Consider the following 14723-nt stretch of genomic DNA (forward strand, 5'->3'; position numbering starts at 1 on the left):
CCGCAAAGCAACCCTGCCGGGCCCTGCCGCCGCGCCGTTGATCCGATTACCCGGACGCTGCGCCCTTTGCGCGACACGTCTCGGCACTGTGGAAGATCAGGGAGCGATCCGGAACCGTTCCGGCTGCGCGCCGTCCGCGTCGGTAAAGCCGTAGATCCGGGCGAGGTCGCCCGCGTGCAGGACGGTGCCGGCCCGCGCCGCGATGTTCGGGTCGGCTGCCAGAGCGGCGAGCGCCCGGCCCGCATAGAGCGGTCCCTCGGTGGCGAGATCATCCTGCCCGAGATCGCGCGCCCGCTCGGTGGCAACGTAGCCCGGCGAGAGGCCGAGCGCGGTCACGCCGTGCGGCGCCAGCTCACGGGCGAAGGCCAAGGCGAGCCGATTGGTCGCGGCTTTGGCGGAATCGTAGAAGACGTCGCCGAGGTAATCCTCGGTCCCGAAGGAGACCAGCGCGATCAGTCCGGAGCGCGCCGCCACCATGGCGGGGGCGACCGCGCGGGCGAGCAGCAGCGCCGGCAGCGGTCCGGCCTCCAGGAAGCCGAGATAGGGCTCGGCCGAGCGGCGCCAGAACGGCGTGCCCCATTCGGCGCCATCCGGGTATCGCTCGCCGTCATAGCCCTCGTTCCCGCCCCAGACGCTGCAGGCCGCGACGTCGATCCGCCCGAAGCGGCGCAGCACCCAGTGCATCAGGGTGTCGGTGGCGCGCTCGGAGCGGTGGTCGCAGAGATAATGGTGTCCGCGGCCGCCGGCGGCATCGACCATGCGGGCCGTGTCCTCGATCGATTCGGGCCGCATCTCGGTCCGGGCGCCGGTCTCGCTGGACCGGGCGGTGACGATCACGGTGGCCCCGGCCTCTCCGAGGGCTCGGGCGAGGCCCCGGCCGACGCCCCGCGAGGCGCCCGCCACGAGGCAGATCTTCTTGGAGAGGTCGGGCGCGCTCACGCCGAGGACGCGGGCTTCGACCGCGCCAGGAAGGCGGCGAGGCGATCCTGGGATTCGGGCGAGCGCAGCTGCGCGTCGAACGCCTTGGCCTCCGCCTCCAGGGCGGCCTCGACCTGCGCCTGGTCGCCCCGGATCAGGGCGCGCGACGCCAGCAGCGCCCCGCGCGGCAGGGCGGCGAGGCGCGTGGCCTGCGCGATGGCCTGCTCCACCAGCATGTCGGCCGGCAGCACCGCGTTGACGAGGCCGAGCGCCTGCGCCTCGTCGGCGTCGAGGGGCCGGGACAGGAGCAGCAGCTCGGTGGCCCGGAGCCGCCCGACCCGCAGGGGCAGCAGGTAGCTCGAGGCCGCCTCCGGGACGAGGCCGAGTTCCACGAACGGCATCCGCAGCCGCGCCGCCGGGCTCGCGTAGACGAGGTCGCAGTGCAGGCAGAGCGTCGCGCCGATGCCCACCGCGATGCCGTCGACCGCCGCCACCATCGGGGTGCGCGTCCGGGCGAGCTGGCGGATGAAGGCCAAGGCCGGCGAGGCGCTGAACCCGTCCCCGGCCCTATCCGCGGACGACCGGCCCATGAAGTCGGCGAGGTCGTTTCCGGCGCTGAACATGCCGGGCTGGCCGGCGAAGACCACGGCGCCGATCTGGTCCGAAGCGTCGGCCTCGGTGAGCGCCGCGCGCATGGCGTCGTACATCGCGCCGGTCAGCGCGTTCTTCTTCTCCGGACGGTTCAGGGTGATCAGGCGGACGCCGCCCTGGAGATCGTCGATCGCGACGGTATCGGCCATGATCCGCTTCCCTCAAACCGCCAGCGCCAGCGCGGCGTCGTCCGTGAAGGCGCCGCCCGCCACGACACTCTGCTCCAGGCCCCCGGCCGCGGTCAGCAGGTTCTCGGCATAGAAGCGCGCGAGGGCGATGCGGCCGGCATGGGCCGGATCGGTCTCGCCGGCCTTCAGGGCGGCGCTCGCGGCGAGCGCGCTCCGGGCGAGGCAGGCGCCGCCGAGAACCAGGCCGAACAGGCGCAGATACGGCGTCGCGCCGGCGAGCGCCGTCTCCGGCCGGTTGGAACTCAGAGAAGCGAGCTGGTGGCTCGTCGCCCGGTCGAGGCTGCCGATCCCGTCCCGCAGCCGCGCCGCCATGTGGCCGAAGGCCGGATCGCCGGCCTTGAGCAGGCCCTCGGCTGCCCGACGCATCCAGGCGATCTGCGACCGGGCCGTGGCGCCGCCGTTGAGCGGCAGCTTGCGGGCGGTGAGGTCGATGGCCTGGATGCCGTTGGTGCCCTCGTAGATGCCGAGGATGCGGGCGTCTCGCATGAGCTGCGCCGCGCCCGTCTCCTCCACGAAGCCCATGCCGCCATGGACCTGCACGCCGAGCGAGGTCACCTCGTTGGCAAGGTCCGTCGCGAACGCCTTCGCCACTGGCGTCAGCAGGGAGGCCCGATCCAGAGCGGGCTGCCCCTCGGGCCCCTTCGACGCGTCGAGCGCGGCGGCGGTGAGGTAGCAGATGGCCCGGGCGGCGGCCGTCGACGCCTTCATGGTCAGCAGCATCCGCTGTACGTCCGGATGCGCGGCGATCGGGCTCGTCGCCTCTGGGGCGCCGATGGCCCGGCCCTGGCGGCGCTCCTGCGCGTAGGCGAGCGCCCGCTGGGTCGCGGCCTCGGCCACGCCGACGCCCTGCAGGCCGACATTGAGCCGGGCCGCGTTCATCATCGTGAACATGCAGGCCAGCCCCTTGTTCTCCTGCCCGATCAGCCAGCCGGTGGCGCCCCCATCGTCGCCGAACGCCATGGAGCAGGTCGGCGAGGCGTGGATGCCGAGCTTGTGCTCGATGCCGGAGCAGCGCAGGTCGTTGCGGGTGCCGTCCGGCAGCACCTTCGGCACGAGGAACAGCGAGATGCCCCGCGTGCCCGCCGGCGCGTCCGGCAGCCGGGCCAGGACGAGGTGGACGATGTTGTCGGCGAGGTCGTGCTCCCCGTAGGTGATGTAGATCTTGTTGCCGGTGATCCGGTACGTGCCGTCGTCCGCGGGGACGGCCCGGCTCCGCAGCAGCGCGAGGTCGGAGCCCGCCTGCGGCTCGGTCAGATTCATGGTGGCGGGCCACTCGCCCGAGACCAGCTTCTCGAGGTAGCGCGCCTTCAGGTCGTCCGAGCCGTGGGCCGCCAGCGCCTCGATGCCGCCCTGGGTCAGGAGCGGGCAGAGCCCGAAGGCGAGGTTGGCGCCGTTCCACATCTCCGCGCAGGCGGCCTCGATCAGCTTCGGCAGGCCCTGCCCGCCGTGATCGGCCTCCGCCGAGAGCCCGTTCCAGCCGCCCTCCGTGAAGGTGCGGTACGCCTCCCGCCAGCCGGGCGGGGTGGTGACGCGCCCGTCCGCGAACGGAGTGCCGTGCCGGTCGCCGATGCGGTTCAGCGGCGCGATCACCCCGGCGGCGATCCGCCCGGCCTCGGTGAGGATCGCCTCGGCATCGTCCGGATCGAACGCCTCGAGCCCGGCCACGTGCCGGAGGGTGAACAGCATCTCGGGGACCGGGGCGCGGTAACTCATACGATCCTCCCTTATCGCGGCCCGCCCGTTCGTTGCCCCCGGGGCGGGTTTGACCGCGCCCGCGAACCGGGGCTACGGCGGCCCGAGAATAGGCGCACGCGCCGCGCGCCGCCATCATCTTGGAGACGGCTTTTCGCATGAACGATCCCGGGTCAACGGTCCCGGCCGCGACCCGGCGGCTCGGCCCAGACGCGTCCGGCCTCGCCGAAGCCGCCGCGCTCCTGCGAGCCGGCGGCCTCGTGGCCTTCCCCACCGAGACCGTCTACGGGCTCGGGGCGGACGCCACAGAGGCCGGCGCGGTGACGCGGATCTTCGCCGCCAAGGACCGGCCGCGCTTCAACCCGCTGATCTCCCACCTGCCGGAGGCGGAAGCCGCCTTCGCGGAAGGTGTCTTCGACGCGCATGCACGCCGCCTCGCGGACGCGTTCTGGCCGGGTCCCCTGACCCTTGTGGTGCCGGCCCACCCAAGGACCCAAATCTGCGATCTCGCCCGGGCCGGCCTGCCGAGCGTCGCCCTGCGGGTCCCGGCCCATCCGCTGGCCCAGGCCCTGCTGGCCGGCGTCGGCCGCCCGGTCGCGGCACCCTCGGCCAACCGGTCCGGACGCGTCAGCCCGACCCGGGCGGACCACGTTTTCGCGGATCTCGCGGGCCGGATCGGCGCGGTGCTCGACGGCGGCGACACGCGCGTCGGCCTCGAATCGACCGTGGTGGCGTGTCTCGGGGGGACGCCGCGGCTGCTGCGGCCCGGCGGGATCACCCGCGCGGCGCTGCGCGACGTCCTCGGCCTAGACCCGGCCGTGCCCGAATCCGCGGATGCTGTCCGCCCGGCCGGCCCAGGCATGCTCGCCTCGCACTACGCTCCGCGGGCGCGTGTCCGCCTGAATGCGACGCAGATCGAGCCGGGCGAGGCAGTGCTGCTGTTCGGATCGGCACGCCCGGCGGGTCACGAGCGTGCGCACGCCGCGCTCAACCTCAGCCCGTCGGGTGATCTCGCCGAAGCGGCAGCGCGCCTGTTCGGCGCCATGCGCGATCTTGACGCGAGCGGCGCCGCCGCCATAGCGGTCGTGCCCATTCCCACCGAAGGATTGGGCGAGGCTATCGGCGACCGCCTCGCCCGGGCCGCGGCGCCGCGCTGAGAACAGAGATTTTTTCAGCGGCGACGGAACAGAGATCGCCGCCATCCGTTTATTGACCACGAAGGCCTTCTCAGCCCCCAAATGGCCTTTTCCCTTCCAGGCTCGGAGCAATCCGAGCCTTTTTTCTTGGGCTTCTATCGGGCCAGCTTGGCGGCGATCCCGGCGACGTGGCGGCCCTGGAAGCGGGCCCCTTCCAGCTCCACCGCGCTCGGCTGGCGAGAGCCGTCGCCGTCCGCGATCGTGCTGGCGCCGTAGGGCGTGTTGCCCTTGACCGCCTCGACGCCGGCCTGGCCCTGGAAGCTGTAGGGAAGACCGACCACCACCATGCCGTGGTGGAACAGCACCGTGTGGAAGCTCGTCAGGGTGGTCTCCTGGCCGCCGTGCTGCGAAGCGGTCGAGGTGAAGACCGAGCCGACCTTGCCGACCAGCGCGCCCTTCATCCACAGCCCGCCGGTCTGGTCGATGAACTGCTTCATCTGCGCGGCCATGTTGCCGTAGCGGGTCGGCGTGCCGAAGATGATGGCGTCGTAATCGGCCAGTTCGGCCACGGTGGCGACCGGCGCGGCCTGATCGAGCTTGAAGTGATTCTGCCGGGCGACCTCCTCGGGCACCAGCTCGGCCACCCGCTTCACCACGACCTCGGCCCCGGCCTCACGCGCGCCCTCGGCGACGGCGTAGGCCATCTGCTCCACGTGCCCGTAGGTCGAGTAGTACAGCACCAAAACCTTGGCCATGCGGTGGTCTCCCATCCTGTGTCTCGAACGGCACGGCGAATCGTGCGCCGGCGCGGTGCCCCTCCATGGCGCGTTTCACGCTTTGCAAATATGCCCTACGGCGCAAGGATGGTCTTGCATCAACGCAAGGGTTCGAGGGTGTCGCTGGATTGGGACGAATTCCGGTTTGTGAAGTCCGTGGCGGATCACGGCGGCCTGACGGCGGCCGCCGCGCAGCTCGGGATCAACCACTCGACGGCGTTCCGGCGGCTCGCGGCCGTGGAAGCGAAGCTCGACGCGCGGCTGTTCGAGCGCCTCCGCACCGGCTACGTGCCGACGTCCGCGGGTCAGGCGATGATCGCGGCTGCGGCCCGGATCGAGACCGACGTCACGCAATTCGCCCGCGCGGTGGCGGGCCGAGGCGAGACGCCCTCGGGAGAGCTGCGCGTGACCGCGCCCGCCGGCTTCGCGGCCGACCTGCTCATGCCGGTCCTGGCCGATTTCAGCGCACGCTACCCGGAGATCCGGATCGACCTGCTCCTCACCGAGGAGGCGCTCAACCTGTCGCGCCGGGATGCCGATGTCGCGATCCGGGTGAGCCGGGGGCCCAGCGAGACCCTGGTCGGGCGCCGCCTGGCCGCCACGGCCTGGGGTCTCTACGGCCGGGTCGATCGGAAATACGGCGACCTGTCCCGGGAGGCCTGGGTCTGTCCGGGTCCCGGGGTGGCGAACGGCTCGTTCATGCGGTTCGTCGCGGCCCGTGCTCCGGCCGACCGAATCCGGCTGCAAATCAACACGGTGACAGGTCTCGACGCGGCGGTCTCGGCTGGCCTCGGGATCGGTCCCCTGCCCTGCTTCGCGGCCGACGCCAATCCGGCCTTGCGCCGCCTGTCCGGACCCCACCCGGAACTCGGGGCCGATCTCTGGGTTCTGACGCATCCCGACCTGCGCCATGCGGCGCGGGTCCGGGTCTTCATGGAGCATTTCGCCGAAGCGATGCTTCCCTTGCGGGCGCGGTTCGAGGGCCGGTAAGCCCGCTTAGCGGATCTCGACGACCTCGACCTCGTGGCCGTTCACCTCGACCACGTCGCCGACCGTCTTGCCGGTGATCGCCTGGGCGAGCGGCGCCACATAGGAGATCGATCCCTTATGCGGGTCGGCCTCATCCTCGCCGACAATGCGGAACGTCTGGCGGCTCTCCTTGCCGGCATCGTCCTCGCGCAAGATTGTGACGGTCGCGCCGAAATGGACGGTGTCGCCGCCCTTCGGCTCGACGAGTTGCGCGGTGTTCTTGCGCGCTGCCCAGTAGCGCAGATCACGCCCGATCCGGGAATCCTCGGCCTTGTCGGCGGGGTCCAGGGAGGCGACCTCCTTCTCCAGGCGCGCGACTTCGGCCTCGATCTGCGCGAGGCCTTCCGGGGTGACGAAGTTGGTATGGGGCGAGATCGGCCGATCCGGCAGATTCTCGAATGCTTCCCCGCCCTCGGGCTCTTTGACGAATGCAACGCTCATAAAAAATGAAACCCTTCAGGAACGGCGAAGGTTCCGCCTGGGCTGCGAAACCTGTCGCCTCACACCTGTCGACGGCTCCGGCCCTGGATCCCGGGGCGAGGGAGAAGACAGTGTTCCCGGCCGGCGGGCACAGAGCGGCGTCTCGCCTGGCGTGGTCGGCGACCGGCACCGTACGATACCCGGAAGGGGCCGTGAGGCCCGCATCCTCTACGCCACCTCGACCACGACCCGCCCCCGGACCTTGCCGGCCAGGATCTCAGCGCCGAGCGGGCCGACCTCCTCCAGCCGAACCTTGCTGGTCATGGTGGCGAGCTTGCCGAGGTCGAGCTCCCGGGCGAGCCGCGCCCAGGCTTCGCGGCGCTTCGGCTGCGGGGTCGTGACGCTGTTGATGCCGAGCAGCGAGACGCCGCGCAGGATGAACGGCGCCACGGAGGTGGGGAGGTCCATGCCCTGCGCCAGCCCGCAGGCGGCGACCGCACCGTCGGCCTTGGTCATGGCGAGCACGTTGGCGAGCGTCGTGGAGCCGACCGCGTCGATCCCCGCCGCCCAGCGCTCCTTGCCGAGCGGCTTGCCGGGCTTCGACAGCTCAGCCCGGTCGAGGATCTCGGCGGCCCCGAGCCCTTTCAGGTAACCGGATTCGCCATCCCGGCCCGTGGAGGCGATCACGTGCCAGCCGGCCCGGGCGAGCAGCGCCACCGCCACCGAGCCGACGCCGCCCGAGGCGCCGGTGACGATCACCGGGCCGTGCTCCGGCCTCACGCCGTGGGCGTCGAGCGCCATGCAGCACAGCATCGCGGTGTAGCCGGCGGTGCCGACCGCCATGGCCTGCTCCGGCGTCAAGCCCTGCGGCAGCGGCACCAGCCAGTCGCCCTTGACCCGGGCGCGCTGCGCGTAGGCGCCGAGATGGGTCTCGCCGACGCCCCAACCGGTGAGCACGACGGCGTCGCCCGGCTTGTATGCGGGGTGATCCGAGGTCTCGACGATCCCCGAGAAGTCGATGCCGGGGATCATCGGGAAGCGGCGCACCACCGGCGACGTGCCGGTGAGCGCGAGGCCATCCTTGTAGTTCAGGGTGGAGTGCGTCACCCGCACGGTGACGTCGCCGTCCATCAGGTCGGCATCATCGAAATCCCGGAAGGCGAGGCTCTGGCCGCCCTCGTTCTTCTCGACCACCCAAGCCTTGAACGTCCCCATCGTCACCTCCCGTGTTGCGCGGTGAGGTGTAGCCGGGCGGCCCGGAATCAAGGCGGCCCGGACACGTCGCCCGGGCCGCGCCGCCGATCAGTAGCCTTCGTAGCGGCTGCCGTAGGAGAAGCCGAGGCCGACGCCGATATCCGACGAGCTCGCTCCGGTGATGCCGACCGCATCCGGGATCGAGCCGACCAGCGGACCGCCCGCATAGGCGGCCGGGGCGTAACCGCCGCCGTAGCCGCCGCCGGCCGGCACCCAGCCGGCGCGGGCCGGCGCCACCAGGACGCGGCGGCTCACGCTGGCGTATTCCGGCGGGATCGTCTCGGGGATCGACTGGGCCGGACGCACCAGCACGGTCCGGGTGCGCACCGCGAAGCGCGGCGGCGTGTTCACCCAGCAGCCTATGAGTTCACCGCCGGGACCGCGGCTGGTCTGCCAGAAGCGTCCGCCGGGCGAGACCATGACGCGCTCGGACACGGTGTCATAGACCGGCGGCGTGGTCCGGTAGACCGTGCGCGGCGGACGCACCAGCACGTTCTCCTGCACGGTGTCGTAGACCGGCGGCGTGACCACGTGGCGGTAGCATTCGGAACTGTAGCAGCCGCCGGCCTGGGCGGGGGCGGCGAGCAGCAGTCCGCCGAGAGCGGCGGCAAGAAGAGTGATGCGAGCGACCGGCGCGGTCATGGAAGTCCTCTGGTACGCGATACTGGCGAGAAGCGACGCGGAAGCGACGCTCGTCTCGACGTACTAGAGGCCAGACTCGTTGCCTTGCGCGCAAGCATTATCCGAATCGAGGGTAAAATTAACCCTTGGGTTCGACTGCTTAGGCGTCGCCTACTTAGGTAGGATTCTTTCGATTAAGGATAGTGTCTTTTATGAAGTTCGGAGCCGGACAGGCTCATCAAGTCTGACCGGCCCGGAGCTGGTAGAAGATGTGACGGCCGATCACGTCCATCTTGCGCAGGCGGCGCGCCCAGCCGGGCCGGACGTAGTCGGCATGGTAGTGCGTCGCGGCGCCGACCTCGGCGAGGTAGGTCCGGCCCTCGATCACCGAGCGGGCGATGCGGGTGGCCGACTCCCAGGCCCCGGCATCGGTGATGCGCAGGGACTTGCCCTCGCAGGCGAAGGAGAACTGGCAGCCCATGTAGTGGTGCCGGTTCTGATAGACGACGCCGCAGACGCTCGCCGGGTAGAGCCCGCTCTTCACGCGGTTCAGCACCACCTGGGCGACGGCGGCCTGTCCCGCCTCCGGCTCGCTCCGGGCCTCGAAATAGACGGCCTCCGACAGGCAGCGCTGCTCCTTGTCGAGGGAATCCGGGTCGATCAGGTCGGCGTAGCGGCGCCGCGCATCCTCCGGGACCGGCTGGGCGCTGTCGGGACGCTCGGTGCGGATTGCGAAATCGGGCAGGGCCAGGCTCGCCGCGGCGACTTCGACGGGGATCGCGTCCGCCGGCGCCGGCGTGGTCGACGACAGGGCGACCGCGCGGGGCACCGGCGGGGTCGAGCCGTCGAAGCGCTCGGGATCGCCGTCCTCGGTCAGGTCAGCCGAGCCCTCGCCCGTGGACGCGGCGCTGCCGGCGCCCGTGGTCAGGCCGAGATCCGGCACGGGCACGAAGGTGGCTTCCGGCTCGGATTCCGGGTCCCAGACCGCGGGCCCTTGCGTCATCACCCCGCTGACGCTGCCGGTCACGTCGCCGAACACCAGGGCGGCGCCCGTCTCCCGCAGTCCGGCAGCCCGGCGGGCGAAGCTCTCGGCCGGCGGCCGGGCCGGATTGCCCTTGCCCCCCCGCTGCACCACCGGGAAGACATGCGCGCCGGTCTTGAACACGGCCTGGGGCGGCTCGTCCCCCAGGCGCCGCAGGGCGGAGCCGATCAGGACTGTGCCGGGCGGCAGTGGCGGGACGGTGCCGGCGTCGATCACGCCGAGCCGGCTCGATCCGATGGCGTTCTCCGTGCCGGCATCGGCTGTGAACGACACCAGGAGGCCGAGACCGACCATCCAGGGCGTCATCGCCGCCGAGAGCCAGCGCAGGCTCGATTCCCGTCGTCCCCGTCTCGTGCCCACGACGCCAGACCCGCACTCACGCACCCGAACCGGCCCGATCCTCCCCGTTTCCAGGGTGTTTCTGGGGCCGCATGGGATTTATCGCCCGGTATGGTTGAGGGCGGGTTAAGTCCGCCGCGGGCGCGGTGTCCCGGGAGGGGCGGTGGATGTCCCTCGGGTCTCGTCACCGTCATTCCGGGGTCGCGGAGCGGAGCCCCGCAAAGACGGCGCGTTCCCGCAACGAAAAAGGGCGGCCCGAAGGCCGCCCTCTCGCATCGCCAATCTGCCTACCGCCTTACTCGGCGGCGGGCGGAAGCTCCTCGACCGGAAGCGCGCCGCTGTCGGTCTGCTTCTGCTGCAGGATCATCGCGTCGCGGCGGCGGGCGATGGAGCGGATATCCGCCACCATCGAGCCCGTGCCGGCCGGGATGAGCGAGCCGACGATCACGTTCTCCTTCAGGCCTTCCAGCGTGTCGACCTTGCCGTTGACCGCCGCCTCGGTGAGGACGCGGGTGGTCTCCTGGAACGAGGCCGCCGAGATGAACGACTTGGTCTGCAGCGACGCCTTGGTGATGCCGAGCAGGACCGGAACGCCCTGGATCGGCTTCTTGCCCTCGGCGAGCAGCTTCTCGTTGAAGTCGGTCAGCTCCGTCCGGTCGATCTGGTCACCCGAGAGGATGTCCGAGTCGCCGCCGTCGGTCACCTCGACCTTCTGCAGCATCTGACGGACGATCACCTCGATGTGCTTGTCGTTGATCGACACGCCCTGCAGCCGGTAGACCTCCTGGATCTCGTTGACGAGGTAGGCCGCGAGCTCCTCCACGCCCTTGATCGCCAGGATGTCGTGCGGGGCCGGGTTTCCGTCGACGATGTAATCGCCGAGCTCGACCACGTCCCCGTCCTGCAGGTGGATGTGCTTGCCCTTCGGGATCAGGTACTCGACCGCCTCCGAGCCGTCATGCGGCGTCAGCGTGAGCCGACGCTTGTTCTTGTAGTCGCGGCCGAACGCGATGGTGCCCGACTTCTCGGCAATGATCGCCGCGTCCTTCGGGCGCCGTGCCTCGAACAGCTCCGCCACCCGCGGCAGACCGCCGGTGATGTCGCGGGTCTTGGCCGAGTCGGTCGAGACGCGGGCCAGGATGTCGCCGGCATTCACCTTCGCGCCCGGATCGAAGCCGATGATGGCGTCGACCGGCAGGAAGTAGCGGGCGTCCGAGCCGCGGGGCAGCTTGAGCGCCTTGCCGTCCTTGTCGACCACGACCATCGCGGGCTTCAGGTCCGAGGTCCGGGCCGAGCCGCGCCAGTCGACGACGACGCGCTTGGCGATGCCGGTCGACTCGTCGGTGGTCTCGGTCATGGACTGGCCGTCGACCAGATCCTCGTAGGCCACGATGCCGTCGACCTCGGTGAGGATCGGACGGGTGTAGGGATCCCACTCGGCGATCCGCTGCCCGCGCTTGATCTTGTCACCCTCATCGACCCGGAGCTTGGCGCCGTATTGCAGACGGTGGACCGCCCGCTCGACACCGTCGGACCCGACGATCACCACCGCCACGTTGCGGCCGGTGGCGATCAGATCGCCATCGGAGTTCTTGGCGATCGCGCGGTTGCGGATCTTGATCGTGCCCTCGAAGCTCGACTCGATGAACGACGAGTCGGCGATCTGGGCCGCACCGCCGATGTGGAAGGTGCGCATCGTCAGCTGCGTGCCCGGCTCGCCGATCGACTGCGCCGCGATGACGCCGACGGCCTCGCCCATGTTGACGGGCGTGCCGCGGGCGAGGTCGCGCCCGTAGCAGGTGGCGCAGACGCCGCTCTTGGTGGCGCAGACCAGCACGGAGCGGATCTTCACCTCCTGGATGCCGGCGGCGTTGATCGCCGGCAGGTGACGCTCCTCGATGGTCTCGCCGGTCTTGACGATCACCGTGCCGTCCGCGGCAACCAGATCCTCGGCCGTGGCGCGGCCCAGGATGCGGGTGGCGAGCGTCGCCACGACCTGGCCGGCATCCACGATGGCGCGCATCTTGATGCCATTGGTCGTGCCGCAATCGACCTCGCGGATGACGGCGTCCTGGGCCACGTCGACGAGGCGGCGGGTCAGATAGCCGGAGTTGGCGGTCTTCAGGGCGGTGTCGGCCAGGCCCTTACGGGCACCGTGCGTGGAGTTGAAGTACTCCAGAACGTCCAGGCCTTCCTTGAAGTTCGAGATGATCGGGGTCTCGATGATCTCGCCCGACGGCTTGGCCATGAGGCCGCGCATCGCCGCGAGCTGCTTCATCTGGGCAGGCGAGCCACGGGCGCCGGAGTGGCTCATCATGTAGATCGAGTTGATCTGCTTGTCGGCGCCGTTCTCGTCCTTCTGGACCGCGGAGATGCGGCCCATCATCTCGGCGGCCAGCTTGTCCGAGCACTTGGCCCAGGCATCGACCACCTTGTTGTACTTCTCGCCCTGGGTGATCAGGCCGTCGTTGTACTGCTGCTCGTAATCCTTCACGAGCGCGCGGGTGGTGTCGACGATCGACCACTTGTTCTCCGGCACGACCATGTCGTCCTTGCCGAACGAGATGCCGGCCTTGAACGCGTGGTTGAAGCCGAGCGCCATGATCCGGTCGCAGAAGATCACCGACTCCTTCTGACCGCAGTGGCGGTAGACGGTGTCGATCATCGCCGAGATCTCCTTCTTGGTCATCAGCTTGTTGACGACTTCGAAGGGCACCTTGGCGTGCTTCGGCAGGGCACCGGACAGGATCACCCGCCCCGGCGTGGTCTCATAGGTCTTGGTCAGCGGCTGATTGTCCGGGCCGATGCCGGTCCAGCGCCACTTGATCTTGGTGTGCAGCGACACGGCCTTGGCGGCCAGGGCGTGCTCCAGCTCGCCCATGTCGCCGTAGACGCCCTGCATCGGGTTCTTGGCGTTGTCCGCCTTGAACTCGCCCGGCATGCCCTCGGCCACGATCGACAGGTAGTAGAGGCCGAGCACGATGTCCTGCGACGGCACGATGATCGGCTGACCGTTGGCCGGGTGCAGGATGTTGTTGGTCGACATCATCAGGACGCGGGCTTCCAGCTGCGCCTCGAGCGACAGCGGGACGTGCACGGCCATCTGGTCGCCGTCGAAGTCGGCGTTGAACGCGGCGCAGACCAGCGGGTGCAGCTGGATCGCCTTGCCCTCGATCAGCTTCGGCTCGAAGGCCTGGATGCCGAGGCGGTGCAGCGTCGGCGCGCGGTTCAGCATCACCGGGTGCTCGCGGATCACCTCATCGAGGATGTCCCAGACCTCCGGCTTCTCCTTCTCAACGAGCTTCTTCGCCTGCTTCACGGTGGCGGAGAAGCCCTTGGCGTCGAGGCGCGCGTAGATGAACGGCTTGAACAGCTCCAAAGCCATCTTCTTGGGCAGGCCGCACTGGTGCAGCTTCAGCTCCGGGCCGACCACGATGACCGAGCGGCCCGAGTAATCGACGCGCTTGCCGAGCAGGTTCTGGCGGAACCGGCCCTGCTTGCCCTTCAGCATGTCGGCGAGCGACTTCAGCGGGCGCTTGTTGGCACCCGTGATGACGCGGCCGCGGCGGCCGTTGTCGAACAGCGCGTCGACCGCCTCCTGCAGCATCCGCTTCTCGTTGCGGATGATGATGTCGGGCGCGCGCAGCTCGATCAGCCGCTTCAGGCGGTTGTTGCGGTTGATGACGCGGCGGTACAGGTCGTTCAGGTCGGAGGTCGCGAAGCGGCCGCCATCCAGCGGGACCAGCGGGCGCAGGTCCGGCGGGATCACCGGCACGACCGTGAGGATCATCCATTCCGGCTTGTTGCCGGACATCTGGAAGGCCTCGATGATCTTGAGCCGCTTCAGGAGCTTCTTGGGCTTCAGCTCCGAGGTGGTGACGGCGATCTCCTCGCGCAGATCGTTGGCGATCTTGTCGAGGTCGAGCTCCTGCAGGATGCGCCGGATGGCCTCGGCGCCGATCATGGCGGTGAACGAGTCCTCGCCGTACTCCTCCTGGGCGCGCAGGTACTCCTCCTCCGAGAGGAGCTGACGCTCCTTCAGGGGGGTGAGGCCCGGCTCGATGACGCAGTACGACTCGAAGTACAGGATCCGCTCAAGGTCCTTGAGCGCCATGTCGAGCAGCAGGCCGATGCGGCTCGGCAGCGACTTCAGGAACCAGATATGGGCGACGGGTGCGGCCAGCTCGATATGGCCCATGCGGTCGCGCCGGACGCGCGCGAGGGTCACCTCGACGCCGCACTTCTCGCAGATGACGCCCTTGTACTTCATGCGCTTGTACTTGCCGCACAAGCACTCATAGTCCTTGATCGGCCCGAAGATGCGCGCGCAGAACAGGCCGTCGCGCTCGGGCTTGAAGGTCCGGTAGTTGATGGTCTCGGGCTTCTTGATCTCGCCGTACGACCAGGAGAGGATCTTCTCCGGCGACGAGATCGAGATCTTGATCTGATCGAAGCTGACCGGTGTGGCCTGCTGGTTGAAAAGGTTCATGACCTCTTGGTTCATGATCCGCTCCCTGTTGACGCCGGCAGCCCCGCGCCGGGCCACCGCGTCCTGAAAAAGGTCCGGGGCCGCACCCCGCACGGGCGCTGCTCACCGTCGTCAAACCCGGAAGGCCCCTCCCCTTCCCGCTCGACCGTGGCGGCGGCACTCCGCCGC

11 protein-coding genes are annotated in these 14723 nt (G+C 69.9%); 2 read left to right on the forward strand and 9 right to left on the reverse strand.

Annotation, left to right across the window (positions count from 1 at the left end; all coding sequences use genetic code 11):
- Positions 1–96: 96 nt before the first annotated feature.
- Genes JOE48_RS12410 through JOE48_RS12420 form a run of 3 tightly spaced genes read right to left on the reverse strand, consistent with a single transcriptional unit; the run spans position 97 to position 3470 of the window.
- Complete coding sequence (locus JOE48_RS12410) at positions 97–903, reverse strand: SDR family NAD(P)-dependent oxidoreductase (RefSeq protein WP_210035724.1); 807 nt, start codon at positions 901–903, stop codon at positions 97–99.
- A gap of 32 nt (positions 904–935) precedes the next feature.
- A complete protein-coding gene (locus JOE48_RS12415; protein ID WP_210030129.1) occupies positions 936–1718 on the reverse strand; it encodes an enoyl-CoA hydratase/isomerase family protein in 783 nt (260 codons plus the stop codon).
- Positions 1719–1730: 12 nt separating this feature from the next.
- On the reverse strand, positions 1731–3470 hold the full coding sequence (locus JOE48_RS12420; RefSeq protein WP_210030130.1) for an acyl-CoA dehydrogenase: 1740 nt from the start codon (positions 3468–3470) through the stop codon (positions 1731–1733).
- A gap of 137 nt (positions 3471–3607) precedes the next feature.
- Between JOE48_RS12420 and JOE48_RS12425 the strand changes: the two genes are divergently transcribed.
- The gene (locus JOE48_RS12425; RefSeq protein WP_210030131.1) at positions 3608–4606 is read left to right on the forward strand and encodes an L-threonylcarbamoyladenylate synthase; all 999 of its coding nucleotides are present in this window, start codon (positions 3608–3610) and stop codon (positions 4604–4606) included.
- A 134-nt stretch (positions 4607–4740) separates the two neighbouring features.
- Here the strand turns inward: JOE48_RS12425 and wrbA are convergent, their stop codons facing one another.
- On the reverse strand, positions 4741–5340 hold the full coding sequence (wrbA, locus tag JOE48_RS12430; RefSeq protein WP_210030133.1) for an NAD(P)H:quinone oxidoreductase: 600 nt from the start codon (positions 5338–5340) through the stop codon (positions 4741–4743).
- Positions 5341–5478: 138 nt separating this feature from the next.
- Between wrbA and JOE48_RS12435 the strand changes: the two genes are divergently transcribed.
- Positions 5479–6351: a LysR family transcriptional regulator gene (locus JOE48_RS12435; protein ID WP_210030134.1), complete on the forward strand. Its 873-nt coding sequence runs from the start codon at positions 5479–5481 to the stop codon at positions 6349–6351.
- Positions 6352–6357: 6 nt separating this feature from the next.
- Here JOE48_RS12435 and greA read toward each other — a convergent pair whose 3' ends face one another.
- The 5 genes from greA to rpoC form a co-directional block, all read right to left on the reverse strand.
- Positions 6358–6831, reverse strand: a complete 474-nt coding sequence (gene greA, locus JOE48_RS12440; RefSeq protein WP_210030136.1) for a transcription elongation factor GreA — start codon at positions 6829–6831, stop codon at positions 6358–6360.
- A gap of 207 nt (positions 6832–7038) precedes the next feature.
- A complete protein-coding gene (locus tag JOE48_RS12445; RefSeq protein WP_210030137.1) occupies positions 7039–8025 on the reverse strand; it encodes an MDR family oxidoreductase in 987 nt (328 codons plus the stop codon).
- 87 nt (positions 8026–8112) lie between these two features.
- Positions 8113–8706 carry a hypothetical protein gene (locus JOE48_RS12450; RefSeq protein WP_210030139.1) on the reverse strand — a complete coding sequence of 198 codons (594 nt, stop codon included), beginning with the start codon at positions 8704–8706 and terminating at the stop codon, positions 8113–8115.
- A gap of 217 nt (positions 8707–8923) precedes the next feature.
- Entirely contained in the window at positions 8924–10021 is a 1098-nt protein-coding gene (locus JOE48_RS12455) for a cell wall hydrolase (protein WP_210035725.1), read from the reverse strand.
- 340 nt (positions 10022–10361) lie between these two features.
- The gene (gene rpoC, locus JOE48_RS12460; protein WP_210030141.1) at positions 10362–14570 is read right to left on the reverse strand and encodes a DNA-directed RNA polymerase subunit beta'; all 4209 of its coding nucleotides are present in this window, start codon (positions 14568–14570) and stop codon (positions 10362–10364) included.
- Between the last annotated feature and the right edge of the window lie 153 nt (positions 14571–14723).

Origin of the sequence: Methylobacterium sp. PvR107, assembly GCF_017833295.1 — a bacterium.
Taxonomy (GTDB): Bacteria; Pseudomonadota; Alphaproteobacteria; order Rhizobiales; family Beijerinckiaceae; genus Methylobacterium.

What these genes read in the sequence shown, in the direction of transcription:
- JOE48_RS12415 (WP_210030129.1), bottom strand. Translation starts at nt 1,718, where the DNA reads ATGGCCGATACCGTCGCGATCGACGATCTCCAGGGCGGCGTCCGCCTG.
- JOE48_RS12420 (WP_210030130.1), bottom strand. Translation starts at nt 3,470, where the DNA reads ATGAGTTACCGCGCCCCGGTCCCCGAGATGCTGTTCACCCTCCGGCAC.
- JOE48_RS12425 (WP_210030131.1), top strand. Translation starts at nt 3,608, where the DNA reads ATGAACGATCCCGGGTCAACGGTCCCGGCCGCGACCCGGCGGCTCGGC.
- wrbA (WP_210030133.1), bottom strand. Translation starts at nt 5,340, where the DNA reads ATGGCCAAGGTTTTGGTGCTGTACTACTCGACCTACGGGCACGTGGAG.
- greA (WP_210030136.1), bottom strand. Translation starts at nt 6,831, where the DNA reads ATGAGCGTTGCATTCGTCAAAGAGCCCGAGGGCGGGGAAGCATTCGAG.
- JOE48_RS12445 (WP_210030137.1), bottom strand. Translation starts at nt 8,025, where the DNA reads ATGGGGACGTTCAAGGCTTGGGTGGTCGAGAAGAACGAGGGCGGCCAG.
- JOE48_RS12450 (WP_210030139.1), bottom strand. Translation starts at nt 8,706, where the DNA reads ATGACCGCGCCGGTCGCTCGCATCACTCTTCTTGCCGCCGCTCTCGGC.
- JOE48_RS12455 (WP_210035725.1), bottom strand. Translation starts at nt 10,021, where the DNA reads ATGGTCGGTCTCGGCCTCCTGGTGTCGTTCACAGCCGATGCCGGCACG.
- rpoC (WP_210030141.1), bottom strand. Translation starts at nt 14,570, where the DNA reads ATGAACCAAGAGGTCATGAACCTTTTCAACCAGCAGGCCACACCGGTC.